Source organism: Rubripirellula lacrimiformis, from assembly GCF_007741535.1.
Taxonomy (GTDB): domain Bacteria; phylum Planctomycetota; class Planctomycetia; order Pirellulales; family Pirellulaceae; genus Rubripirellula; species Rubripirellula lacrimiformis.
On sequence record NZ_CP036525.1, the window covers coordinates 2,498,891 to 2,525,144 of the forward strand.

Below are 26,254 nucleotides of genomic sequence, written 5' to 3' on the forward strand. Positions count from 1 at the left end.
CCCTCTCCCCCGCATCGGACACGAGTTTTGCTCGTGTCCGAAGTGGGGGAGAGGGTTGGGGTGAGGGGGGCGCTGAGAAGAACGATTGCAAATTGCAAATTGAACAATGCAAATTGAATATTGGGGGAATGGTTGGCGGCACTTCAGTTACCGCCGATTGCATTTCGGGCCCCCTCACCCCAACCCTCTCCCCCAGATCCCCATCGAAGCTCCACTTCGATGGGGATCCGGGGGAGAGGGGGCAAAAAGATGGCGAAGCCGGCGTTTCTTGGCCCCCTCACCTCGGTCCTCTCCCCCCGCGTTCGCTGCGCTGCGGGGGGAGAGGAGGCAAAATGGGGGCGAGGGTGCAGTTGCGTTTCTTGCCCCCTCTCCCCCGCCGCCGCTGCGCTGCGGGTGGAGTGGAGGCGAAAAAGGGGGGGGCACCAGAAGGCGCAAAGACTCCCCTCCCTCGCTAGTCGCTCAGCTTCCTCAAAGAGTTTCGCTGACTGGCTTGCCAGTCAAGTCGCTGGCCGTTTGGCCAGCGGGCCACTCACGTCACGCTGCGGCTACTCGGTCGTTTTGACCGGCTCGCTTAGGGTAGCTGCGCGGGCGGGGTCGGCGTTCCGGCTGCGTTGGCTGCGGACGGTGATGGTTTGCCCTTTCGAGGCATCTAGATAGCGGTCGCTGCCATAACGGTAGTACGAATGTCCGTACTCGCCGCCGGGTTGTCCACCGTAACTATCGGACCAAGCTTGGCTGTAGGTTGCACTGTATCCACTGTCGCCGACGGCGTTGATGACCAGTCCGATGATATTGACATGCAACATTCGCAGCATGGTGATCGCACGCTTGGACATCGGTTTGATATTACGCCCGATTCGCATCACCACCATGACACCGTCGGCATAGGTGGCAACGTTGCTTGCATCGGTAACTGCCAACAACGGTGGCGTGTCAATGATGATCAGGTCGAACTGCAGTCGGGCTTCGTCCAAGATCTGTCCGAACTCAGGCATCATCAATGCTTCAGCCGGGTTGTTCGGACGGGGCCCGGAAGCTAACACAAACAGGTCTTCGGTATCGGTCGGGACTACGATGTCGGCCAACTGTCCCTCGCCGTTGATTAGCGATGTCAGCCCTAGTTCCGATTGGACCCCAAAAATCTTCGCTTGGGTCGGTCGGCGTAGGTCAGCATCGATCAGCAAGACTCGTTTGCCGGCACGAGCAACGCTGGCGGCCAGGTTGGCCGCAACGGTGCTCTTGCCATCGCCCGGCAGAGCGCTTGTGATCTGCAGAACCTGATATTCTGGTGGTGCCCCTGCCACCGGGAACAGGCTGGTTCGAACCGAACGCACAGCTTCCGAACACGGTGCGTGTGGGTGATGCAGCACGGTTACGATTTGATCCGTGTGAGGGAACAGGTCGTTCCCAGACGACTTCTTCAGCTGTCGCTTGCTGGGCGTCAGGATCACGGGTAGGTGAGCGAGGATCGGCAAGCCCAACAGGGTCGAAATTTCGTCCGGGCTGCGGAAGGTCCGTTCGGACCAGTCCCACAAGAACGCCAGCGCCCCGCCGGCCACTAGCCCCAGGAATCCGCCCATTACCAGTGCCCGCGATAACAGCGGCCCAACCAGCATGCCCAGCCCTGCAGGTCGCAGCACCTTGACGTGCAGTCCCGAATTCATGCCCGGTAAGTTCGCCTTTTCCAGTTGAGTGTCGTACAAATCCAAGGTTTCTTGATAGCGGGCGATGCGACGCAGGAATGAAGCGTTTTCGCCTTCAAATTCCATCAACTTCAAAGCCTTGGCGCGAACATCTTCCAAGCGTTTGGTTGTGTCCGCCACATCCTCGTTGATCAAGTCCTGCTTTTTCCGCAGACTGGAAACATACGTGGTAAGCAGTGCCTGCGCGGCTTCGTCTTGCCGCTTGACCACGTCGATCTTTTCAGGGCTAACGTTGTTGCGAGTTTGTTGCAATTCACGCAGTGCTTTTTCGGTGGCCTTTAGCTTTTGTTCGACTGTTAAGCGTTGCGGATGGTTGGCGGCGAATTGAATGGCCAGCATCTCGGCCTGGACACGCAAGTCCATCAACTGAGTTTGCAGTTCCAGATTGTCGTTGGGAGCTTCGACGATCGCCTGATGCATCTGTTCGATGTCGCGAACATCATCCAACAGGTATTGGACTTCTTGGAAGACGGCATAGGGATGTCGGCCGCCTTTGACCGCTTCGCGAATCAGTCGCAATTTGCTGTCCAGCTGACGAGCCTGTGACTGCAGGTTGTACAGATTGTCTTCCAAACGGATGGCGTCGTCGCGGTACGGATTGATCGCTTCGCCCTTCCCATTCCATTCCAGCGGAGCATTGGCTCGAAACTCCGTGAACTCATTTTCCAGTTCGTCCAGCTTGGGAATGATCGAATCGCGGCTATCACGAAAGAAGCCGACAACATTTTCGATGTTCCCTTGATGGCGACCATTGATGCTTTTGTCGTACGCGTCGACCACGGCATTGACGATCGCGGTGGCGACAGTCGGGTCGCCCGATTCGAAGGACACTTCGACGATTGTGCGATCGGGAGATTCAGCGCCTTCGAACGGTGGCGACAGCACCAAATTGGCACGGATCATATTGATCAATGAAGACACGTCGGCCGGTGTTTCATCAAACGCTGTCAGTTGGCCAATCGCGATCGCGTCGCTCAGCACATCCTGGGATGTCATTTCGGCCTGGATGAACGCCAAATTCGGGGCCGTTTCGACCACAATTTCGGACGCACTTCCTGTGTTGGTCGGGACATTTTGGCTGTAGACCTCGATGGTCGCCGCCGCCCGGAAGGTTTCGTCTTGAGTCGTGAAGAACCAATAACCCGCGCCCAAACCGCAAAGGATCAGCAACAGGATCACACCCTTGCGTCGCCACAACACACCGCCGACCGAAACATCGGATGGGCCGGACATCGGGGGGGCCATTCCAATGTCCGAACGTGAAGTCTGAGTATGAGATGCTGGCTGCATCGTGTTCCCAATCAATGGAGAAAAACTTTGGATGAGCAATTAGCCGGTCGCGGCGATCATTCGACGAGACGGAAATTTCACGAGGTGACAATTCTTTCGGACGATCTTTTCCCGTGATTCGGGGGACGATCGATTGAAGTGCACCTAGTGCTGAGGGGTGGCAGACGGTTCGAATGCGAGTGCACGACTGCTGAACAAAAATTCGCCTGTCATCGAAAGCCCAGGATACGCTGCCGTTAGGAAACAGTCAAAGTCTTGCCCCCTAGAATGGCCGCTTTCTTCCGGCTTGCGCCCCACCCAATCCGGGTAAATCCATCGATCGTTTTAAGCCGCAGAATCCGACGTTGCAGATGATCGGCGCCCTGGCACTCGGATGGCCTTTGCCAAATCTATTTGCAAGCCAATGCGTGGCGATGTCGGTGCCCCTGTCTATCAAGCTGCAAGCGATCAGTCGAAACAATTTTAAGGCGCGAGCGGGACATCGCCACATTGTTTCGTCCACTCTCCCCCCCCGTAATCTGCTGCGCGGCGGGTGGAGAGGGGGCAGAAAGCAGACGTGTCCACGCCGGTTTTTGCTTTGCCCCCCTCACCTCCATCCTCTGCCCCCCCGTAATCCGCTGCGCGGCGGGTGGAGAGGAGGCAGAAAGGGATGGAGCAGCCGGCGTTTCTTGCTCCCTCTCCCCCGCATCGGACACGAGTTTTGCTCGTGTCCGAAGTGGGGGAGAGGGTTGGGGTGAGGGGGCTGGCATGAGAGGGCATGTGGCGGAGCACACGCAGATTTGGGCCCCCCCTTCTGCCCGCGATGTCGCGGGGACATGAAATCGCTATTCGCCGGACGGGTTCTTGTCGGCCTGCTCTGGATCTGCGATGGAACCGTTCTCGCGAGCTTTGCGGCGGAACTGTTCCGCCGTTTCCTTGTCGCCCAACTGGTCATAGATTTTGGCCAATTGCAGCTGAATCGGGCCCGGTTGTTGGCTTCGTTCCAATGCCTTTTGGTAATCGATCGCGGCCGAAGGATAGTCTTGTTTCTTCAGATAGATCATCGCTCGCGTGTCCAGGTAGTCCGGATTCTCCGGTTCCGCCTGCACCGCTTGGTCGGCCAAGTGCAACGCTGCTTCTAGATCCGCTGACTCGGACTGCGCCATCAAGTATGCCAAGTTATTGGCGACGACAACCAGATTGGGGTCCAGAGCAACCGCTTGTTTCATGTTCAATTGAGCCAGTCCAGGCTTGCCCGCCAGCCATTCCAGACTGCCCAGCGTGAAGTGGGCCATCGCCGAACCATTTCCATCGGCGATCATTTGACGCATCGTCTTGCGACTTTCCTCTAGCTTTTCTGCCGACGATCGTGACACCTCGACCAGTCGTGTCAGTGCCGGTTGGCAATCGCGGTCATAGTCCAGAGCTACCACCAAGTACTTGAAACTATCCTGGATGCCCTTCGCTGCGTATTCGGTGTCAAACATCCGAATGAATACGGCGGCAAGCAGTTTGCGGAACGATTCATTGTCCTCCTGCGCTAGCCCTTCCTTCAACAGACGCTCGGCATCCGGCAGTTGCCCCATGTAAAACAGCGAAGTTGCGTACAGCAATCGATTCCGTGTGTCGCCCGGATTGCGAACGAATTGGCGTTCGAGTTGTCGTCGAGCGGTTGCCAGCGTGGCGCGAACGGCGTCCATGTTGTTCATGCGGGCTTCTAGTTCGGCCACCTGCAACCACAATTCAGGATGTTCCTCGGCAGCCGACCGAAAGTGTTCGGCCGATTTTTCTAGATCGCCGCCCACCAAGTAGTAAAACCCCCACGACTTTTCCAGGTCCGACGAATCGGTCTGGTCCGCATGGGAAAGGTGCCAGAACCACTCTTTCAAATTGGGCGCCTGCTTGGTCACGGCGACCTGTTCAGCAGTGCGAATTGCTAGGAATCGGTGAGCCGCTGGATAACCAGTCGAATCCAGTGGTGCCAGCGACTGCATCAATTCGCCGGCGCGTGCCATTTCGTTACTTTGTTCGTAAGACCGTGCCAGCGAGAAAACCACCTCGTTGCGATTGATGTTTTCGCCCAGCAAGGCCTTCGTCAGTAGTAGCCGAGCGGCTTCCGGGCGATCTTCTTGCAATTGCCGCAGACCACTGGCCCAGTACTTTTGCGCATTGGTCGATTGCCGGGCGTTGCCCATCGCGGTTGCCCCAACAAATCCAACCAAGGCAATCACGGCCGGAATGCCCAACAGTAGATCCCGGGTCAGTCGACGACCCGATGAGAAAGTATCCAGCAGCGTTCGCAGCGTCATCCCGGCACGGCCCAGCATGCGTCCCGGGAAACCGATGATCGATCCGAAGGTTCCCGCCACTCCGCCACGACCACCCTGAATCGGGCGGTTCATGCGGGACTGGCGGCGCATGATTCGCCGTGTTCGATACCGTTGGATCCATGAAAACATAGTAGGAAGACGCTGTGCTAGTCGTAGGTGAACGGAATGAAAACGGAAAAAAGACAAAACCAGGGCGTCGAGGGTAACGGTGAAAACACCGGCTAGAAGCCGTATGCGACGCCCTCATTTCAGCCCAATGCTTTTCGGTTTCAGCGGTAGTGGGATTCGCCAGAACTCCCTTTTCCTAAATAGCTCTCGATCTGCGATTCAATCATGGTTGGAATCCCTCGTTGGGCGCTGTGCCGATCAATCGTCACGCTTGGATCCTTCTAGAAACGCATGTTGCATCGCGGCCTGAAACAGTTGGTGGTTTTCTTCTTGCTGGGTGCGGGAAAGTTTGATCGGTGTTTCGTCCAGCAATTGGACCTGAATCACCCCGCCACCATAATCCTGTTTCTCACCCACGCCCCATCTCACTCGGTTGATCAGGTGCACCCAAGCATCGCCAAAGTGGGGTGGTGGCGGAACGCATTGACCGTCAGGGCCAATGCAACCAAACAGCACCTCGGCCCGTTCTAGCGGCGGACGCGATAACGTTAGGTCGGCGGCCACGAATCCGGGGGCCGATTCCAGTTCGTACGTCGAGCGATTCGCCACGTCCCAGCCGACGCCCGAATAGCACATTGCCAGATCGTGCCAGTCGCCATAGGGGCCGTCCAGGCTAATCAGAACGTTGCGGGGGCCGTTGCTGTATCGCCAGATGAAACTTTTCATCCCACCGAAAATCGATTCCTGTGTCTTTTCGTTGACGACAAAACCCGTTTGAGTCCAATCGCCCAGTGTCGCGGGCAGGAACGATTCGCCAACCGCATCAAAGTCGATCGCCGAACTGGCTGCCAGTTCGGTGATGCTGGCTTGCCGCATCGAGATACGCGAAAATTTTGAAAACGCAAACGCGCCGCCGATCCCCAAAACGGCCAAGACACTGCACAGCACCATCACCGTCACGGTCGATACCTTCGAATCTAGCCAGGTCGAGATCATTCCGCGTTTCTGGTCGGAATGCGAAGCGGTGGGGGCTTCGTCCGAAGTCGCAGTCGTCGGCATCAGGTAGCGCCAAAAATGGTCACTACTGGTCGCCATCAAAACGCCACCGGCGAACGTCGCCATTCCTAATAGGTCATGCCGCAGTCCCGACGATAAATCGATTTGATGTTTCGATTGCATGTAGACCACAAAGAACACTCGCACCGCGTTGGCCACCACCACCCAGAAAACGACCTGAATCGCTAGGCCCAGGATGCGGCGAACGCGATAATCACGAAGCACGCCATATCCCACACCGACGGCGATTGCGGCAAACATCGAATGGATCCCGCTACACGCATCGGCGATCGCAAATTGATGATCGGGCGTTTGGATCTCCACTCCGGTCGACAGATGCAACACGCCCATCAGGTCCAACCACAGGCTGGCCAACCAGGTGGCCAATTGTTGCATTTCGACAACGAACCAGCTGTCCCAAAGTACCGGCAGCGGAACGCAGGCGACCAGCATCACCAGGGGCCCACGCATTCGGCGCACGCCATCGCTACCCCAGGCCAACGTGATGCCCGCCATGATCATGGTGATGATGGCCGGCGCCGCCATCCAGCGGCTGGGCAGCACGTAGGTGCCGACGGTGAATCCTGCTGCCAGTATCGTCCAAAACAGGACGCGTGGTGACGCTGTGAAGGACGCGATCAATGGCTCGCTTCGATATCGCATCCACCCAAGGCCGATGGCGAATGCAGCCATGAAGGGGACATGGTGATAATAATCCCGACCCATCATCCAGCTGCCCAATTTGGCGACGGGAAGCACCAGGGCAAGACCGATCAACCCGATCGCTGCCAGCAGGTAAATGGCCGATTGGGGAATGCCAGAGGCGCGATGGGATTGAACGGGAAGAGTTTCAGTTGCCATAGGGTGCTAGGTCGAATCGGATGCCATGTTGCCGGCGGCAAATCGCCGTGGGCCATGATCTTCGGGGGGGGGAGTCAAGTTGGTTCAAGCGTACAGTAACCCGCCCGAATGTCCATTCCTATCTTATGCCAACCGAATCGAATCGCAGGATTCAAAGCTGCGGATTAGCGGGTGTATCAGCTTGCCCAGTCAGCACATCGTATGTTCGTTTCGGTGCAAGGAAAGCTGCATTCATCGACGTCGCCGTCCGCTAGAGAACGTCCAGCTTACGACAGCCTCGGAGAGGCGAAAGCATCATGCCGGTGGTCTGGGGCACCGGCATTTGGCATCTCCCAATGATCTTCTCGGCCGGGCCGCCCGGAGGCGGCCCGGCCGAGAAGATCAAGATTGCGTCAGTATCGCTAACCGTGGGGCGCGCCCTACGGCAAAAAGCTGCCGCCGCTCTGCGGCTAAGCTAGACGCCATGCGCTAGCATCCGGTCAACACATGATCGCCTCGGTCCCGTCCATCCGCAGCGAATCATCGTTCCCCGACACCGCCAACCGTAGGACTCATCTTCACGTGATCTGCAAACGTAGGTCCATAAAAAAAGGCTCCGGGAAAATTCCCGAAGCCTTCGTTCAATCAATTGGTCGAATCGCCGCAGCAAGTCGCAGTTATGCAAGTTGACGCTTGCGACGCAGGCGAACTGCACCACCACCGACGACAGCCAAGCCGATCAAAGCCATGGTCGTTGGCTCGGGAACCGCGTAGATTCCGTTGATGGTGTAGCTACCACCCTGAGGGACACCGAAAGCTGAACCAAATACAAGATCAAGCGTGCCAGCGAAAGCACCGGGATCAACACCTGCAAAGGTGAATTCAAGGAAGCCCGGTGCGCCGAGGAGTGGCTTCCCAATAAAGGAATCAAACCCATCGATGGACGCAGTTGCGGTCAACGTGCCTGATCCGCTGATGCCATTTAGGCGAACGATAAGGTCGTCGGTGCCATTCAAGCCCGTGGGGCTGATCAAGGCTGCCAAGTTGGTATAGGAAAGGGTTGACCCATTTTCGACAGTAACTGCACCACCAGAGACAGTCGTTGCACCGCCGAAGACCGAGCGATTTGCTACTGTTCCTGTTACGCCTGCTCCCGAACCTGTACCTGGGCCGTAAAAATTGTCGATCAAAACGAACGCGGCGTCCGCTTGGTTGGCGGTTGCCAGGCTGGCCACGACTAGGGCAGCCATCATCAGAGCTTTTTTCATCATGTTGTTTCCGTGCGAGTTGATTTGCTGCGTAGAGCGAAATGAGTTCATGGTTAAGGTCCGGTTTTTCTGAGAATTCTCTCACGGACGGAATTTACGATAACTCAGGGCCCCCCCACGGTCAAGCGAATTGGTAAAAGTTTTTTATTCGGGCTAATCCTCCCAGATTGACAAGCGAAATCGCGATTTGATCGATGATTTGCTTGCAAATCGATAATCACGATCAGTTTTCTAGTCGGGGGGCGGGCGAGCGGACGAAAAATTTTTGCCGGATGGGGAAATTTTCTTCCGGGAACAATGGCGCAGACCGCGCGGGGCTGGCGGTTGATGGGGGGCGTCCATCAGGCGGCGCTGATGGAGGATGTGCTGCAATGGGTGGGAGATACCGCTATTTGCGGCTAGCGAGCAGCAGAAGATGCGTGCGAGTGAGCCGTATCGCTGGCCAAGTCGCCCAAGACCGGCGTTCGGGCCGCTTGTGCCCTGCCCATCATTTGCGCGTAAATGTCCGTCATGGTGGCAAAACGCTGGCGAATGTCGAATTGGGCAATCACCTTTTCGCGAGCTGTCGCTCCCATACGGCGTCGCAGTTCATCGTCTTGGATCAATTCGCCTATCCGCTGTGCTAGCTCGACGATATCTCGCGGGGGAACTAAGTACCCGTCCACGCCATCGTTGACGCATTCTCGGTTGCCCGGAATGTTGCTGGCCACCACCGGAACAGCGCTGGACTGGGATTCCAGTAACACGAGCGGCATTCCTTCCCACAGCGATGGTAACACCATCACATCTGCCAGCGGCAACAACGCAGCCACATCATCTCGCCAACCCAGCAGATGGATCCGATCGCCACATCCGGCCGCAGCAATCTCTTGCTCCAGTCGCGGCCGCAAGTCACCTTCGCCAACTAAGTAAAATTCAGCCCGGACACCGCGGCCCAGAATTTCGATCGCGGCCTGCACGAATGCCAGCGGGTTCTTTTGATTCCACAATCGGCCCACCATCATCACGACAGGCAGCCCCGCATCCCCCGGCAACGTTTCACGGCGCAGGCGATGTCGCAGATCCGCGTCACTGTGCGGTTTGAATTGTGTGGTGTCGACCCCATTGGGGATCAGGTGGACTCGGCGGGGATCGATGCCCAGGTCGTCGATCGCGATCTGCCGATCATTGGGATTCAGGCATACCAACGCGTCTGTCACTTTCCCACAGCGTCGTTCGCACCATTGGTAAAAACGTCGCACGGCCGCCCGCCGCGCGGCCGGAAACGCAAACCCGTGCACCGTGTGAACCACATGCGGTACGCCCGCCGCCGCTGCTGCCAATCGTCCCAAAACACCGGTTTTCGACGAATGAGTGTGCACAATGTCAAAGCGGTGCTTGCGCATCAGATCGCGCAGTCCGCAATAGGCCTTGTAATCGTTCAGAGGCGACAGCGATCGGATCAACCGCGATTCGGAATGACAGGTGACGCCCATCTGCTGGGCAGCGTCCGTCAACGGCCCTGGTTCGCACGTCAACAGATGTCGGTCATAGATATTCGGATCCAGCCGACGAAGTTCTTCCAGTGTGACCCGTTGCACGCCACTAAGCATGGGGAACAGCTGAACGTGCAGGATTTTGATCTTGGCGCGATCGTTCACGTTGAGGCCGTTGAGTAGGAAGATGAGAGAATCGCGGACATCCAGGGTGATTATTGAAGTGGACGAACGGACTGGCTAGGTCAGTAGTTAAATTAACTAGTGGGCGGAGAATAGACAAACACCCTTTGGAGGGGCGTGGGGGAGAGTTGTTGAGAGGGGGCCGGTTGTAGCCAAAAAAGCGGCTAGGGGACTGTTTCGCTTTCCGTATAGCCAACAGGGCGACACTCAAGCCTGCGGCGCGTGCCCAGAGAAGCGACCAATGCCCGCCCCACCAACGGTCCCAACGTGGCGACAGCTCCCTGCCGTGGGGCTCGCCCCACGGATGCAGCATGTTTTACCTGCTGCTAGAGGAACGCTTTGTCAGCGCCCGAGGCGCGAGCCCTCCGGTCTCGGAACACAGCAAAACGCGGGAAGAACCGGACGCTAACGAGAAAGTCCGGCTTAGCCGCGGAGCGGCGGCAGCTCTTTGCCGTGGGGCGGGCCCCACGGTTAGCGATGACGGACGAAATCTTGATCTTCTCGGCCGGGCCGCCTGCGGCCAGCCCGGCCAAGAAGATCATGGGGGGATGCCAAATCCGGTGGCCGAGGCCACCGGCATGATGCTTTCGCCTCTTCGAGGCTGCTTTTCCGGACGTTCACTAGCGCGCATGCGGCTGATCGGGGGCGAATATCTCGCACGGTGACAAAGTAGGTGGCATTGGCGCGAGTCCACCGGTCTTCGGGTGCACTTGACCGGACAGCTCGCGCCGTTTCGCTACAAAGGATAAGTGCACTGCGGCATCGCTCCACGGTGCCTGTCGCCCCGAAGCAAGCTCAGCCGCGGTCCGAATCCCGATCCAGTGCCACCTCGCGGACCATGTCCCAGATCTGCCGCATCTTTTCGTCGCGGTTGTAATGCTGTTTGGCTCTTTCGCGACCTGCGTCACCCATCCGCCGGCGAAGATCGGGATCGGCTACCAGTCGCGACATCGTGTCACGGAGTTCCTCCGCATGCTCGTTTTCGAATAGCAGTCCGGTTTCGCCATCCACGACCGCTTCTGCGATTCCACCCACGCGTGAACCAATCACTGGCTTGCCGCATGCCATCGCTTCCAATGTAACTTGCCCCAGCCCTTCGAATCGTGACGGGATCACCAGCACATCGATCGCATGCATGATGGCCGGGATGTCATTTTGCTGTCCTACAAAATGAACGTTCGCGGGCGCAGGTGAGGTGAGCGAGCGATGGAATTCTTGATCCTGGGGTGAATCGTCCCAGCTGCCGATTGCCAGCACGTGGACGTTGGGAGCGCTTCCAGTCAATTTCGAAAATGCGTTCAACAAAACGTCATGCGCCTTGCGGTGGGTGACCGTGCCGACGATTCCAAGCACCACGTCATCCGGGCCAAAGCCCAGGGACTGGCGTTTGGCTGCGCTCTGTTCTTGCAGATCGGCAGATTGGAAACGCTGGAAATCTACACCGTTGGGCAATAGCCGGATTCGATCGCGGTACCAGCGCCGTTGCCAAGCTGGGTACTTGCTGGCCACCGGGCCTGAGATGATCGGATTGCGTTTCACTAGCGGCAATTGGAACCAGTCCAGGAAACCATGCGGCTTGTCCAGTTTGTCCCACATGACATTGGGGATGCCCAGGGATTTTGCCGCGACGCCGACCGTTAAGAGTCCACGCATGTCGTTGCAGAACACGGCCGCCGGACGGATGCGTTTTAGTTCTCTACGCAGCGTCCAAGTGTAACCCGCCAAGTCCTTGGCAAGTCCCACTCGCCGGCCGATTCCGTCACGGTAGATCGCACCACCGTAGCGTCCCAGCGATTCCGGATAGGGAGTGATGTGAGTATCCCAGCCGTCGGCCGCCAGTCGTTCGGCAAACATCCCGCCGCCGGGCATCATCACTGTGGGGGCAATCCCCGCATCGCCCGCGTGTTCCAGCAGCGACATCATCGTCCGCTGCTGGCCAGCGATGACTTGGGGGTAACTTTCAACAAGGACTACGGGAAGCATGAGTGAAGAGTGAAGAGTGAAGAGTGAAGAGTCTGGGGGACGTGTTCCATGGACGAATCGGCTAGCCTTCGGTGACTCGTTTTGCCGCCGGTTGCCAGGTGGTTGGGTTGAACGTTTCGGCTGGGTCGGTGTCGATGAACAGGCTGCGCAGCCAGCGGGGAATCTTGCGATGCAAGTTCAGGTCAGGCGCCAAGCCAGACGCCTCTAGTCGTGCGAATGCCAAAATCATCCCCATCAGGAACCAAATATTGCGCTGCCGCAGACCCAACATCGTGGCGTTGTACAGGCAGATCAGCACCATCCCCACCAACAGGCAACGGGCCAGCATGCCATACCACGGATAGACACAGCGGCGCGCTGCGTTGAATCCGGCCACAAAGGTCGATCCGATCAATAGCATGAACGCCCCCAGGCCTAAAAAGCCGGTTTCCAACATCAGGCTGAAATAGGTGTTGTGGACCTCGCCACCGGTGGCCGCAAAGGAAGATCCAAATTTGGGGCCGGTGCCCAAAACCGGTGATCGCCAAAATTGATCAATAGCCTCACTAATTTGTTTAGGGCGGGTATTGTCGAGTTTGCGTTCGCCGCCGGACCATTCAATCAGCAGCACCGCCGGGCGCTGCCACGAAGGCGTGGTCATCAGTGAATATTTGCCATCGTACATAGACCAGGCAACCGCAAAGTAGGCAACTGTCGCGGCAGCAAATGCGATCGATAAATTCAATAGTTGAAATCGGTAGACCACGATTCCCGATCGGATCGTGCTGATCACGATCCAGGCAACTCCAACCCCCGAAAATCCGATCATCAGTGCGGCGGTGCGACTGCCGGTGCCAATCGCGGTCACGAGGGCGGCAGCAAAAATCGCAAAGGCCAGCGCCCGGACGGGAATCGGCAACCCGCGCCGAACCGCAATCATCAACACCACCAACAACAGTGGTAGGATCATCGACGGCACTTGGTTTTCGTTCCGTAGCGTCGAGCAAATCCGCCCGGTTTCTTCGCGAGCCCAGCCGGGGGCCAGTCCGGCCATCGCTGCGGCGCCGACGAAGGAGGCAGTGGCCATGCCACCCACCCAAGCGACGATCGCACCAATCCACCGCTGCCAGGTGTCCAGCACCTGCAGGCAGGTCCAAAGAATGACCACCCCATAGCAGTAATTCACGGCCTCCAGCACCGAATACGCAGCCATTTTGGGAGACGCGTACCGCGGTGGCGCAGTCACGATCGCAATCAGCGATGACGACAAACAGATCATGCAAAAGAAGGTGCCCCACAGATAGATGTGCGACGTTGTCCGGTTGGAAAGGCGTCCCTTGATCAAGAAGGGCCAGCAGGCCCACAGGCACAATAGACACAGTTCGACGATCGTGAACTTTTCCCGCACGATCGGCAGTTCAGGTGTCTTCAGGATCGCGGTGCCGAATAGGGCCGCATAGAAAAACACCATCGGCTGCCGAGCACCAGCCAGCAGCAATCCGCCCCCCAATAGGCTGGCGACGATCAGGATTTCAAACAGGTAGTCTTGCAATGGGGTGGGTGTAGGTAGAGAGGGGGCGAATGAAGCAGACTGATAGGGGCCCGGCAGTCGTCGCCATTTGCCCGGGACGACCGGTCAATGGCCGAAACGCTTGTGGTGGGATTCGACAGAATTCCCTGATGGCAAGGGACTACTGGCGAAGATCACGACCTAAAAAGTCCAATACCCAACCCCCACGAAAGCTCGCGTCCCTACTGCAACTATCGGCAGAAGAGCATCATCGCGTTAGGCGGCGAGCATCAAGCGGTTGATCCGCCACGAAGTACCATGACAAGGATAGTCGCCAAGCGTACAGCGTGTCAGGCAAATTTGGACCGGATGGGCAGAGGTTCCCGTAATCCAGCAGGATGGCAGGCTCAGGTGCAGGACAGCAAATGCTGATCGATAGCCGGGTGAGGAAGAGCATAAGGCGGCCATCGAAACCAGCGTCTCAGCCTCGCTCTATCTCCTTTTTTAGTCTCCTCTTCCCCTTGCTCGCGCAGCGAACCCGCGGGGGGAGAGGATCGAGGTGAGGGGGGGCAAAAACAATTGCAAATTGCAAAATGAACAATGCAAATTGCCCATTGAAAATCCCGCCACCGGCCTATGCTTCTCGCTGCAAATTTTCATTTTGAAATGTTCAATTTGCAATTTGCAATCTCTCCCCCCTTACGACAGCCCTCTCCCCGATCGCGGAGCTCCAGTGGGGGGAGAGGAGCGAGGTGAGCGGGCAAAAACAGCGTGCTCCTTCCTTCCTTCTCCTCCCCTATCCTCCCGCCGTTTCCCGCAGTCCCATCAGTCGCCGAATCGGCGCCTTCACAACGTTCGGGATCATCGGGTAGATCGTACGAACCGCGGGATAGGCTTCCATCCACAGTGGCAGTCCGAACTGACGCCGGGCGATCCGGCACAGCCGCGACAGTTCGCGATTCTGGTCACTGACCTTGAACGAGCGTTGGAAAAAACTCTTGCCGTGAGCCCGCCGCATCACGACCGCGTGAGGCAGGTTGGCGACTTTGTGTTTTGCCGCCACCCGCAAGAAGAATTCAAAGTCGATCAGGTAAGGCTGTTTCGGGTCATAGTTGATTCCCTCATCCAGCAGGCTGCGGCGAAACATGATCGCGCTGTGGCAATAGGGGATGCACTTGGCCGACATCCGTCGGATGTCCGCATCGGTTTCCGGGTACAGGCGAACATAGTGTTCATCTCGCTGGCTATCCTGCCGATCCTCACCGCCACCGACCCAGGCGTGATCCGGATGCGACTGCAGGAACGCGACCTGATCAGCGATCCGATCCGGATAGGCCACATCGTCCGCGTCAAGATTGGCGACAAAATCGCCACGAGCCTCACGGACCGCCATGCCAAGCGCCGCGGCCCGTCCCATCCGATCCGCGTGAATGACACGAACTCTCGGATCCGTGTACGAATCCAAGATTTCCCCTGTCCCATCATCCGAACCATCATCAATGATCAGGATTTCCAGGTCGCGGTCTGATTGATTCAGAAGACTATCCACCGCAGCCCGAATCCACTGGGTTTCGTTATAAACCGTGATGATCGCGGTTGTGGAAAGGGGCATGAAGGAAACAGTGGGAGGGGATGACATGGTTTGGAAAGCGTTGCTTGGAATTCAAAAGAATTTAGGAAGAGGACCCCGATTAGCGTTCGCGTGCTTTTGCGAACGCGAAACATCGTGTGAATGGAAATGGTGCTGTGTGCATCGCCTTCTCGATGAATCGCGATCGCCTGTCAAGCTGATGCCTATTTCGTCGCTTCAGTGCTGGTCGACATTGTTTCGGTTTCGGTTTCGGGTATGGACTTGTTCCTTGCAAATCGCCGTAGTTTGAAGAACGGTTTTTCGATCAGGTGATAGGAAATGATTGCAGCCGCGAATAGAACTCCAAAATTTTGAGGTGACTGTGTGATCCAGTCTCCGCGACTCTCGTCAAGGAAAAGCATGTTGTAAAGATACAGGCTGTACGATAGGACGCCGATGCTAGTGATGGCTGGGTGATTCAAGAACGTGAAATACCATGTGTGCTGGGGCTGCGTTAATAGCGTAATTAGCAGCGTGATCGCTGCGATTTCAAGCGAAAGTCCGAAGGGGAGTCGATAAAGTCCTCCGAATTGCGAGTTCAGCAATGGAGACGCAATCAAAATGAACGAAAATGAAGCGATGACCGCAGAGTGCCGTCGCCATTGATGTGAGTGGTTGGCGAATAGAGTTCGGAATCGCGGCCAGCGTTCATGGCATAGGCCTAGCAAGACACCGCCCGCAATTGCATCGTAGGACAGCAAGAATCCGATCGATGGACGAAGGGTGGGCAGCAGGGCGTAAGTTAGTACGCGAGAGATAGGGCCAGCAAGCATGACCGCCCAGAGTACGGGCCAAAGCAGGTCCCGCGCTCGCAACCAAATCACCAATGGCCATGATGCATAAAATTGTTCTTCTACGGCCAGTGTCCAATAGTGAACCACAACCCAAATCCCCAAAGTCCCCATGCCAAGCCATTGAACAAACAGTGACTCCAGATTCATCGTAAATGTGCCGGCACAAAGAAGGCTCTGCCAAGTGACGCTCAGATAGCCGATTGTTGATAGGGCCGCGACAAGTGCCAGGTAGGTGTAAAATGCTGGGAAGATGCGAATGACGCGTCGGATGTAAAAGTTTCTGACGTTGAAATCCCCGTGCTTTGCGATTTCTCTCGATGACAGCGTGTAGATTAAAAAACCGCTTAACACGAAGAAAATCCGAACGCCCAATCCTCCGTTTTCAAGGAATATGTTTTGCATGAACGACGGTAGAGAGTAGCTTCCGTGGCTGATCAGCACGAGCGCGATGGCGATCGCGCGAAGGCCGTCTAAACTAGCGATTCGCCCCTGCGCTGCGTTGGGGGGGAGCGAGGTCAAATTTGTTCTCCACCGTTGCAGGCGACGTTTAGCGACGATGACAGCCCATGGGTTGAAACGACGACGTCGCAGGGCCGATCGCTGATGGTTGCGTCGAGAGTATCGAATGTTCCTAGGTGGGTATCCCCGAACTGACTTGCCCGTCTGACGCACTCAGTTTCCATGTCGATGTCAACACATGGGTGTCCCTGTTCGGGGAGCATCTGCATCATTTCGCCGCGGTCGCAGCCAATGTCTAATCCTCTTAATGATTGCGATGGCGTGTCGCCGGTGATCGCTGCTAGCAACGTTGCGTAGAGGTCGTTGTGTAACGCGGCTACCTTTTCACACGGTTGAGTCGAGATATCACGCGGATTATTCGTTCTCGTGTTCATGAAATGCTCGTCAATGTGATCCGTTGCTGCTTACTTCTTCGGGCACAATTGTTCGTAAATTTTTAGATAGCGCTCTGCCATTAGCTCGCTTGAGAAATTCTCACGCACGCGTTGTGCCGTCGCGCAGGCCTGTTGTGATTGTTCATCGGGATCACTCAACGCCCCACTGATTTGCGTCGCTAGCTGCTCGCTATCGTTTTCGGCAAAGTACCGCACGCCGGAGTCGGAGGCGACTTCGCGGAAAACAGGGATATCGCTGGCGACAATCGGCCGTCCGGTCAGCATCGCTTCAGCTAGTGCTAAGCCGAAACCTTCATGAATCGAGGGTAGGACAACGCAGTGCGATTGTGTCATCGTCGCGATCACTTCACCCTGTGGCACCCAACCACGAAACTCGACTTGCTCGGTGACGCCCAACTGCTTGGCCAGCATCGCAAGCTGATTTCGCTGGGGGCCTTCACCGACCAGCACTAGCTTCACCTCAGGAAACTGCTCGGCTAATTTCGGCAAAGCTTTTACGATCAATGCATGCCCCTTTTCTGGTACCAACCGCCCCACGGCAATCAACTGCTGCGGAATGACCGGTTTCGCATTGGCGCCAAACGACTGAATCTGCTGAACGTCGATCCCGTTGTAAATCAGTTGGTGCTTACTGTCGGAAGTATCCTGCACTGTATTTTGGGAATCGCGATCCAGTTCCGGTTTCGATGCAGACGCTAGTTTCGGGTGGCTAAGGTCGATGTTGGTATCGCACAGGAAATCGCTTGCCCCGTAGGACCGTGCCACGGTTTTGGAAATATAGACCAGTCGATTGCAATTTCGCTCGGTTCGTCGCGTCGAGCACTTTAGGTATGCGTTGAGTGATCCAAACAGTTCGTGGTAGGTGGTGACCACACCTGGAACCTTGGTCTGCATGGCAATTCGCCTCGCGACGTTTCCCGGCAAACAAAAGTTGGTATGAACGATGTCGGGTTTCTTAGCGCCGATCCAATTCCTGAATTCCTCCCCGAACTTTCGCTCTTGCTTCCAGACATGCCAGGGAAACCGTTTGGCAGGCACAACGATGTCATAAGCCACGACACCGTCGGGGACAGCTAGCTCCTCCGTCAGGTAGCCGTCGTCAAAACGCACGTAGCTGACGCTATGTCCTTCTGCGACTAAACGGCGACTGATGTGATCCATCAAGCTCCATATCGCGCTCTCGCGTTTTCGGTCGACAAAGCAAACGTGAATCACCAGGTCACCAATTCATATTGTGTGTTGCCAGCGGACGAAAGCGAAATCGCTTTCGCCGAATTTCCTAAACTGTTTCGGCGAACCAAACGCATCATGGTCCGTCGACCATCGTCATCGTGCGCAGGCTGGAGTGGCCGTAGTTTGATATGCGAGTGAACCCGTTGTTGGGCAACTTCGAATCCATCGTGGAAACTACACGAAGACAAAAGCTCTCTGGTGGGATTGAATTCAATGTCAATGTTAAACGATTTTGAGGAGCTGTTCTTGAACCACTTCAGCCTGTGGAGGGCAGGGGAATGCAACCTGTGAATTTAATAACGGAGATATTGGGGATCTCGTTTGTCAAATCGCAATCTTGGACGGGGGATTCCATTGACTGACTGTTGAATGGAGTTTGCCGAAGGACAGGACCCTCTAGTACAAAACGCTTAGTCGCTTTGCGGTGTGTACCGCCAACGTTCGGGTCAATGGTTTTGGTTCAATTGACGACGCAAGCTATTTGCGGGGTGGTGCTTGTGTTCGCCCTGTGAGCATTCCCCACACCCGCCCTGGAGCTTGCTTGATGAACCCCGGATTGCTTGCAAGAGCCCCTAACGCATGGAGGATTCGCCCGCTCTTCAATGGGTCCATCACTGCGCCATACTGAATTGTCTTTCGACACATGGCGATCGCCTCGTCAATTTCTTTTGAAAGCAATTGGTGAGGCGTGCCTGCAACCAGCTGGCGAATGCTTTGAAGAACCTCAACCATGCCGGCGAACATTTGGACGCGATTTGAGGTCAATCCGGACTGGTTGATTTCCGCGAAATACATCGGCTCGTCAATGACTCCAAGACTTGCTCCAGCAATCATTAGGTCGAACAAGAAGTGGTAGTCTTCGCCATATCGGAACTCCGTTCGATAGCGAATCGGTTCTTGCTCCAGAAAACTTCGCCTTATTAACGGCTGTATGATTCCCAGGCCAGTGTGCTTAATGAGTTGCTGCATTCCAATTGTGATTAGGTCATCGGCGTTTGGTGATGTCTCGATTTGATCGAGCCAGCCCATTCTCTTGCGCTTGGAGTTATGTGCGGGATTGCAAACCCATTGGTTATCGCCGATGACGTCTAGGCCATTTGCTTCTGCAACGTCGATCATCCGGCCTAGTCGGTCCGGCGATATCCAGTCATCCGAATCGACCATCGCTATCCAGTCTCCCTTGGCCGCGTCGATGCCTCGATTGCGACAGGCACTTGGCCCACAGTTTTCCGGCTGCGCGATGATCACCATTTTGTCGTCGGTAAATTGTCGCAAGCGTTCAATGGTCGTGTCGGTGGAAAAGTCGTCGATCGCAATGATTTCAATAGCGATAGAGCTGCTTGCCCTAACGCTCGTGATCATTCGGTCAATCGTGTTTGCGGCGTTGAAGCATGGGGTGATAACGCTTACGGTCGGTAGGCTTTCGCTCCCTCTCATTTTTGCTGCACCGTCAATGGGTCAGGCCTTCCAGTAAGTGGCAAAGTTGCTTGATTCCGGAAGTCTTGTCGAAATTTTCAGCGACATGCTTTCGTGCATTTCCTCCTAAGCGTGTCCGCTCCTGTTTAGACATCAGCTCTAAAACTCGCGCCGCAACATCGTCGGCGGATTGAGGTTCAACTAAAAATCCGGTTTCGCCGTTCACGATCAATTCGGGGGTTGCACCTGCACGCGTCGCAATCACCGGCTTTCCACTGATTCCCGCCTCTACGGGTATGCGTCCATAGGCTTCTCCGTCACGCGACAATGCCAATACAGCATCGGCAGCAGCGTAAACCGATGGCATTGAATTTTGATGGCCAACGAAAATGACAGCATCCCCAAGTTTCGACGCCATGTTTTGGCAGTGCTGCACGTAGTCGGGAGCCTCGGTTGGACAGGCGCCCCCGACAATGACTAGTACGGCATTGGGCTGGCGTCTCGCGATTTGCTGCCAAGCCTCGATTGCAATGTCTTGGCCTTTCCGTGACTCCAGGACGGCCGGAAAGACAAAAGCCACCTGCGATTGTTTGATCCCCAGTTTCAACCGAGTCGCATCGCGATCCGATGAGCGTACTTCGCTGGTGTCCACGCCATCATAGATCCTGTGAATCGGCGTTTTTGTACCGCTGCTACGAGCTTGTGTTGCAACAATGTCGGACATGGCGATTATAAGATCGCACTTGTCCAGGTCTGCTTTGGAGAATGGAGCCTGGTGGAAAAGGCTTCGGATATGGGCAACCACTTTGCAGCCTTGTTTTTTAGCAGCAGCGATGTCCCAGCAGTCTCGTCGTCGGTACAAGTTGAAATATGCAATGTCTGGCTTGAACTGCTCGATCTGCTTTGAAAGTGCCGCTGCGCGGAGGTGTTGTGCGATCCGGTCATGTCCTCGAATGCTGGTTTTGGCTGATTCCGGCATCCACCATTTCGGCTTTGGAAACCGATGCACCACACAGCCGGGGATCGTTTTGTCGTAATTGTCAAAATGTGGAAGCGGGTAACGCACGCAAATTCTTTGTGAAATTCCGTGTGCAGCCTGGTGCAGAAGGTAGGAGTTCAGGCACGCTTCAGCGCCTCCCCACCACTGGCTGTTGTCGACATACATGACTTTCATTCGTGGATTTTACTCGTGGCTGTTTGTCGGGCGTAGGGGGTTTGCGGGCCTGTCATCGTTTGTGATGTTACGGGGGGCTAGGTGATCAGCCAGTATCAGCTGGGTGTGTTGGGCGTACTGATTGATGACTCGACGGCGGGTCTTCTGACGAATGGTGGGGGAGGGGGAAGCAAGCTTTGCGGGTTGCTGCTGGTGGGATTCGGTTCTAAATGACGAAGCGTCGTTTCGCGATCGATCAAAAAAAGCCGTCGGTGAATTCCGCTCGCATCGAACTCGTGTGATCTTATTCGGGATAATGGGGAGCTGGACGTCTCAAAGTGTCGGCTTGCGATAGATCGATCGTCTGAGTGACGCGCCGAGGCGGGACAGGGCCAGCAAGGTCCGGGACTGAGAAACTGCGTGCAAGACTGCAAACTCTCGAGTGCCGAAGCAATCACGGTTCTTCGAAAGCAGTTGGACTCTGGCTCGCTTTGACCCGCCGGGTTCTTTGATCATTCGACATACAAGACGACGCCGAGTTTCGCGTAGCGTATCGGATTGTCTCGATAGCAATGTTGCCGCCAATTCACGGTACCCGTTGCAATGTGCAATAGCATTCTCCATACGCACTTCGTGGTCACTGTATCGATCTGACCAAGAGTTTGGCGTGAAAACGCGGTAGGTCGCCATAGGTTCAGGAAGGTAGACCGCTCCGCCGTGTTCTGCTGCAATGGCATGGATGAATATGTCTGAAACGGTGAGTCCGCTAGTGCCGTGGAAGAACTGCTGTATTTCCAGTGATGCGCGTCGAGTAATGAGCGTTGCGGCCGTCGGTATTGGCCCTCGCGGTCGAAGTGTGATCTCCTCGGCCGGCACTGTCGTAGTCATTGTTGAATACTGTCCGCCGATTTCTTTTTCTCCCGTCTGTGAGTTTACCTTGTGGACTGGGTGGAAGCATAAGTCACACGCGTTGGAGGCCGAAATGGCTTCAGTCTGCATCGACAGTTTTTGGGGATTGCACCAATAGTCGTCGCCTTCGCAAAGTGCAAGGAAATCGCCCTTCGCCTCTGCGAGCAGTATCTCAGGCATAATGCGGCAGCCTTTTGAGTACTGGTTTTCCGTTTGGATAATTGTTTTGATTATCGATGGATAGCGTGCTGCGTACCGTCTAATGATATCTGTTGTGTTGTCAGTTGAAGCGTCATCATGAAGGATGATTTCAATCGGGAATGTCGTCACTTGTTCGATGAATCCTCTGATCGTCTCTTCGATGTAGGATTCGTGGTTGAAGGCGGCGCAGCAGATGCTCACAACGGGCTGTGTCTGTGTCCAGGAATTGACTATTTCTTCCTCCGTCCTTGCGCTAGGCCAGTGGCGTTCTTGGGAGCTGGTGTTTTGAGTTGTTCCTTTGATTCCTTCCTCATGGTCTTTAGCTCGGTTTGGGTTGTCTGGCAAGGTTCGGTCTTTGGTCTTGGGTGTGCGCGTTAGGATGCGATTCTCTTGCTCTTCAGCGAGGCTATGATTGCAACGGCTTGGAAACTAAGGAAATACGCGGTTGCGGCGTAGGTGATTAGCGCCCCGCCGCCTAAGGCAACGAGCTTGTAGAAAGGTGCCCAGTCTAATTGGGCTGACGCAAAATAGCAGGCAATGGAAACCAGCATTGCTAAAGCAAGGTTCGGAAGGACGTCGGATGCCTGCTCCTTTAGGGTGTATCCGAGTAGTGAGCTCGAGAAGTATGAGTTGGGGGCAAACGCCAGGAGAGAGCAAAGGATCTGCCCGTACAGGATGCCTTGGATCCCAAGCCGAAAGCTGAAAAAAAGAACTGCGGTTATCATGAGCTTCTTGAAGATTTCGAGCCCCAGGAAAAGGTCTGATCGTCCTTTGACTTTCAGCATTGCAAGGTTCACCGCGTGAACCGGATATAGCGTTTTCGCCAGGCATAGCAGCGGGAGCATTGTGGCTGCTGGTAGCCACTTGCTGTCGAGGAAAAAGACGATGAATGGGTGCGCGAGGGCTGCCAGCAGTAGCATGCACGGGAAGAGGGCGAAAGTGGTTAGCACAATCGTCTTGCGGAAACCGGATTTGAGTCGCTTGTCATCATTTTGGACGGTGGCGAGAGCTGGGTAGGTAACCGCTTGGATGCTGGTGTAGAGGTTTTGGATTACTAGGTCCGCGAGCCGAGTTGCGAAATAGTAGATCCCCGCGACAGGGCCGCTGAACACCTTCGCGATAACGACGACGTAAAGGTTGTTGAAAACTGTGTCGAGGAAACCCGAGAGGAAGAGCTTGTATCCGAAGGCGAACATCGCCTCGAACGCTGATCCGCTGACCACTGCGGTGGGGCGCCACTTCTGGAAGTGCCACAGTAGAAGTGTGCTGAGTAAAGCCGTGAGTATGGATTGAGCGACTAGCGACCAGACTCCAAATCCCTTGAGTGCAAGCCCTATCGCAAGAAGCCCCGCGATGATCCCTGACGGCAAGTTTATTAAAACTTTTAAACGGAAGTTGAGTTCTCGGGTTAGTTGAGCCTCTTGGACCGTTCGGAGAGAGCTGATTAAGATTGAAATTGAAGCGACGCGAATCAGTGCCGTCAGTCTCGGTTCGGCATAGAAGTTTGCAACAAGGGGGGCGGTCAAGAAAAGCAGTGCGTAGGATAAGACGCCAAAGCAGATGTTGGAGTAAAACGCAGTATTGAAGTCAACTTGCTTGGCGTCGGGGAGTCTAATGAGTGCTTGCGAGAGCCCTGAGTCCATGAGCGAGCCGCCGAGTGCAATGAACACACTCATCATCGCCACCAGTCCGTAATCTTCGGGGGCGAGTAGCCGAGCAAGGAAAATCTGGATGACGACGCCACTGCCCCTGCGGAGCAGTTGTTCGCCGAAGCTCCAGAGCACTCCACTAATCGTTCTGGATTGCAAGCTGCGCGCTGCGGCTCTGCGTTGCTGTGGTGTGTTCTCAGTGTTCACTATGGAAGTCGATCATCGATCTCGGAAGCCAGTCAAGTCAGGAAATGGGTTGGCTCTAGCAGAGCGGTGTTTTGCAATGGTTTCGATCAGTCCCCCGTCTTCGGCGGTAAATTATGCAGGGAGGGAGCGATCGCGATTTCTCGGCCATTGCAAAGTGTCGGCTGGGGTGAGATTTCAGTCGTTGCAAGTTCCGGGAGACGAGCTGTTCCTCCGGGTAGCGAGTGGGCGGTTGTTCGTCGTTTGGGGAAGCGGGTTTTCGCCAGTTGTGCGCCGTGCAAACGTAGAAAGGCCGCTCCCTCGTTCGTATGTGGCGGTGCAGTTTGTGGGTTCGTTCTCACGCAGACGCTGCAGAGTTGGTCGCGTAAATCGCTCTGGCACGAGGCGGGGTATTCGACTCGATGGGCTATCAGCGAGCTACTTGGCGTGGAAAGGGTTTCAGGAAGATCGCCGGTCGTCAGGCTTTCTTGTGTCTGAACACCTCTCTGGGCTACGCCTGTCCGGTCGATACCGCTGCGGATTGATCGGAGGTGCTGCACTCCCTCGAAGAAGAGATTGGTCTGGGGTGTTATTGAGAGGTTGCAGCAGCCGACCGTGTCTCTCATTCTGTGTCTATCAGGTATGCCTTTGTGTTTCAAAGGGGGCCGTGGTCTACTGGCGAAGTGAAGTGGCAAGCCGTGGGGGGGCGTGCCGTCGCACGGTTGGCTTAATGGAGTGCACGACGAATTTCTTGTTGCGGGAGAAGTTGAGCACCACGCTTCCTCGTCAGGCTCGGTATGTTTGTGTACCGAGTTATCACAGTGCTGGGGACTTTGGCTGCGTTCTGAGTAATCTTGAGGATTGCTGTCACGCTTCTGCCTAGTTTCGTTCGTTGACAAGGTCTGCGTAGTCGTTTACACACCTAATTGATTTGATGTCAACTCCTTCGAGTTCAATTTGGAACTTTTCCTCGATTTCAAGCATTATCGACATCTGGTCGAGCGAGTCAATGTCGTGGCTATTGAATGGGTCATGTGCTGCAATGTCTTTGAGGTCGTCCCGTTTGGTTGCATTGACGATGCACTCAACAATTGTTTTGTTGATATCTGTCTCCATGTTTACTTGCTCCGTTTGAGTGTAGTTACAAAACTTGAGAGGCCAACTCCAAATCCGGCTAAGAGCAGGTTCGTGGGGGGGGCTGTTTCCTCCTGTAGTACCTTCGCCAGCATTAGTGGGATCGATGAACTCACGGTGTTACCGGTTGTCTCGGCAGTAAATGCTATCTTAGAGGGTTCGGCGTGAATTGCTGCCGCTAGTGTCTCAACAATGAATTTGCTCCCCTGGTGAATTAGGAAGCGGTCGATCTGGTCAATCGTTAATCCATTCTCGTAGAGACAGTCGTTGATCTCTCTGGGGACATGTTTCGCAACAAAACGAAATACGTCGCTGCCGTTCATCGAAAGTGTTCGTCTCGGATTGTCAATCGTTCTGATTGCATTGCTGTGTTTGCTGTCAGTTAGATACCTGGATCTGCCCAGGGTGTATTTTGGATTTGACGAGATTAAAGTGCATGTCGCGCCATCTCCGAAAAGCAGTGCCGTGTCTCGGTCTGATGGGCTAACGACTGCTGAGTAGGGGTCGGCGGTAAATAATAAGCCGTTTTTTATGCCGTTCTCTCGCATGAAGCCGATCATGATGGAGGCCCCGTGCACGAATCCCGTGCAGCCTAGGGAGATGTCAAAGCAGGCGATTCTTTTAGACAGCCCAAGTTTCTGATGGACGATTGAGCTTGTGTGAGGTATCCCGCCAGCGTCTGGGTTTTGCGTAACTACTGCTAAGCATCCGATCTCTGGATGGATGTGGCATTGTTCGGCGAAGTCTTCATGTGCTGACACGCACATGTCGGAGGTCATTTCGCAGTCGGGCTTTCTCGCCAGTTTCGTGAACCCGAGCTTTTTGCTCACGAAACCGTCAGTTGCTCCAAGTTTGTGTCCAAGCTCAAGCGTGTCAAGACGCGCACTTGGGAGATAGCATCCGACTTTCTCGATTCCTAGTTTATTGTTGACCAAAGTACAGCGATCCTATTTTTTCGTCGTTGCAAAGTAGTTTAGCTTCAAAGAACTGTTTGCCGATCTTGCGGCGGTGCTCAATCACGCATGATCCACCTATCGGTACGGAGTCGGCCCTCACGCGTCCGAAGATCAGCTTTCCCATTTTTCCGTCATCGGTGCCTTCGAGCATCGCTTTGTATGTCGCCACGACGTATTCTATATAGGTTGCAGAATCGACCAAAGGGAAGCAGAACAGCCCTGAAGTGGAGTTGAAGTTCACAGTACTCAGGATTTGCTGTTCGTTGCAGTTGTACCGCTCCAAAATCGGTTCGTCTGTCTCTACAAGGTAAACCGTTTTGTGAGAACTTCGGTACGTCGCAACAAGTCTGTCAGTTTGAGATGGCTTGCTCGAAACGT

At 55.3% G+C, this 26,254-nt stretch carries 19 protein-coding genes; all 19 read right to left on the bottom strand.

Annotated elements, in window-relative coordinates; genetic code table 11:
- Window positions 1-545: 545 nt before the first annotated feature.
- The 19 genes from K227x_RS08880 to K227x_RS08970 all read right to left on the bottom strand — a co-directional run bounded on the left by K227x_RS08880 (window position 546) and on the right by K227x_RS08970 (window position 26,117).
- Window positions 546-2,936: a polysaccharide biosynthesis tyrosine autokinase gene (locus K227x_RS08880; RefSeq protein ID WP_218933870.1), complete on the bottom strand. Its 2,391-nt coding sequence runs from the start codon at window positions 2,934-2,936 to the stop codon at window positions 546-548.
- 881 nt (window positions 2,937-3,817) lie between these two features.
- The gene (locus K227x_RS08885; protein WP_218933871.1) at window positions 3,818-5,374 is read right to left on the bottom strand and encodes a tetratricopeptide repeat protein; all 1,557 of its coding nucleotides are present in this window, start codon (window positions 5,372-5,374) and stop codon (window positions 3,818-3,820) included.
- Between the two features lie 294 nt (window positions 5,375-5,668).
- Window positions 5,669-7,327 (bottom strand): exosortase U, encoded by a 1,659-nt coding sequence (xrtU, locus tag K227x_RS08890; protein ID WP_145169185.1) that lies wholly within the window; start codon window positions 7,325-7,327, stop codon window positions 5,669-5,671.
- 656 nt (window positions 7,328-7,983) lie between these two features.
- Window positions 7,984-8,577: a PEP-CTERM sorting domain-containing protein gene (locus tag K227x_RS08895; protein WP_218933872.1), complete on the bottom strand. Its 594-nt coding sequence runs from the start codon at window positions 8,575-8,577 to the stop codon at window positions 7,984-7,986.
- 395 nt (window positions 8,578-8,972) lie between these two features.
- The gene (locus K227x_RS08900) at window positions 8,973-10,214 is read right to left on the bottom strand and encodes a glycosyltransferase family 4 protein (RefSeq protein WP_145169187.1); all 1,242 of its coding nucleotides are present in this window, start codon (window positions 10,212-10,214) and stop codon (window positions 8,973-8,975) included.
- Window positions 10,215-11,027: 813 nt separating this feature from the next.
- Window positions 11,028-12,215, bottom strand: a complete 1,188-nt coding sequence (locus K227x_RS08905; protein ID WP_145169188.1) for a glycosyltransferase family 4 protein — start codon at window positions 12,213-12,215, stop codon at window positions 11,028-11,030.
- Window positions 12,216-12,276: 61 nt separating this feature from the next.
- Entirely contained in the window at window positions 12,277-13,746 is a 1,470-nt protein-coding gene (locus K227x_RS08910) for an O-antigen ligase family protein (RefSeq protein WP_145169189.1), read from the bottom strand.
- A gap of 226 nt (window positions 13,747-13,972) precedes the next feature.
- Complete coding sequence (locus tag K227x_RS08915; protein ID WP_145169190.1) at window positions 13,973-14,161, bottom strand: hypothetical protein; 189 nt, start codon at window positions 14,159-14,161, stop codon at window positions 13,973-13,975.
- 339 nt (window positions 14,162-14,500) lie between these two features.
- Window positions 14,501-15,316: a glycosyltransferase family 2 protein gene (locus K227x_RS08920; protein WP_218933873.1), complete on the bottom strand. Its 816-nt coding sequence runs from the start codon at window positions 15,314-15,316 to the stop codon at window positions 14,501-14,503.
- A 182-nt stretch (window positions 15,317-15,498) separates the two neighbouring features.
- On the bottom strand, window positions 15,499-16,647 hold the full coding sequence (locus tag K227x_RS08925; protein ID WP_218933874.1) for an acyltransferase family protein: 1,149 nt from the start codon (window positions 16,645-16,647) through the stop codon (window positions 15,499-15,501).
- Window positions 16,644-17,021, bottom strand: a complete 378-nt coding sequence (locus tag K227x_RS08930) for a methyltransferase domain-containing protein (RefSeq protein ID WP_145169193.1) — start codon at window positions 17,019-17,021, stop codon at window positions 16,644-16,646. The genes K227x_RS08925 and K227x_RS08930 overlap by 4 nt, the downstream gene beginning before the upstream one ends.
- A gap of 30 nt (window positions 17,022-17,051) precedes the next feature.
- Window positions 17,052-18,203, bottom strand: coding sequence for a glycosyltransferase family 4 protein (locus tag K227x_RS08935; protein WP_145169194.1), 1,152 nt, complete (start codon window positions 18,201-18,203; stop codon window positions 17,052-17,054).
- 549 nt (window positions 18,204-18,752) lie between these two features.
- Window positions 18,753-19,712 carry a glycosyltransferase family 2 protein gene (locus K227x_RS08940; RefSeq protein ID WP_145169195.1) on the bottom strand — a complete coding sequence of 320 codons (960 nt, stop codon included), beginning with the start codon at window positions 19,710-19,712 and terminating at the stop codon, window positions 18,753-18,755.
- Window positions 19,713-19,725: 13 nt separating this feature from the next.
- Complete coding sequence (locus K227x_RS08945; protein ID WP_145169196.1) at window positions 19,726-20,865, bottom strand: glycosyltransferase family 4 protein; 1,140 nt, start codon at window positions 20,863-20,865, stop codon at window positions 19,726-19,728.
- Window positions 20,866-21,177: 312 nt separating this feature from the next.
- Window positions 21,178-22,299 (bottom strand): glycosyltransferase, encoded by a 1,122-nt coding sequence (locus K227x_RS08950; RefSeq protein WP_218933875.1) that lies wholly within the window; start codon window positions 22,297-22,299, stop codon window positions 21,178-21,180.
- A 29-nt stretch (window positions 22,300-22,328) separates the two neighbouring features.
- Entirely contained in the window at window positions 22,329-23,738 is a 1,410-nt protein-coding gene (locus K227x_RS08955; protein WP_218933876.1) for a lipopolysaccharide biosynthesis protein, read from the bottom strand.
- A 927-nt stretch (window positions 23,739-24,665) separates the two neighbouring features.
- A complete protein-coding gene (locus K227x_RS08960) occupies window positions 24,666-24,902 on the bottom strand; it encodes an acyl carrier protein (RefSeq protein ID WP_145169199.1) in 237 nt (78 codons plus the stop codon).
- A 2-nt stretch (window positions 24,903-24,904) separates the two neighbouring features.
- Entirely contained in the window at window positions 24,905-25,855 is a 951-nt protein-coding gene (locus K227x_RS08965; RefSeq protein ID WP_145169200.1) for a ketoacyl-ACP synthase III, read from the bottom strand.
- Window positions 25,842-26,117: a hypothetical protein gene (locus K227x_RS08970; RefSeq protein ID WP_145169201.1), complete on the bottom strand. Its 276-nt coding sequence runs from the start codon at window positions 26,115-26,117 to the stop codon at window positions 25,842-25,844. The genes K227x_RS08965 and K227x_RS08970 overlap by 14 nt, the downstream gene beginning before the upstream one ends.
- Window positions 26,118-26,254 lie beyond the last annotated feature (137 nt).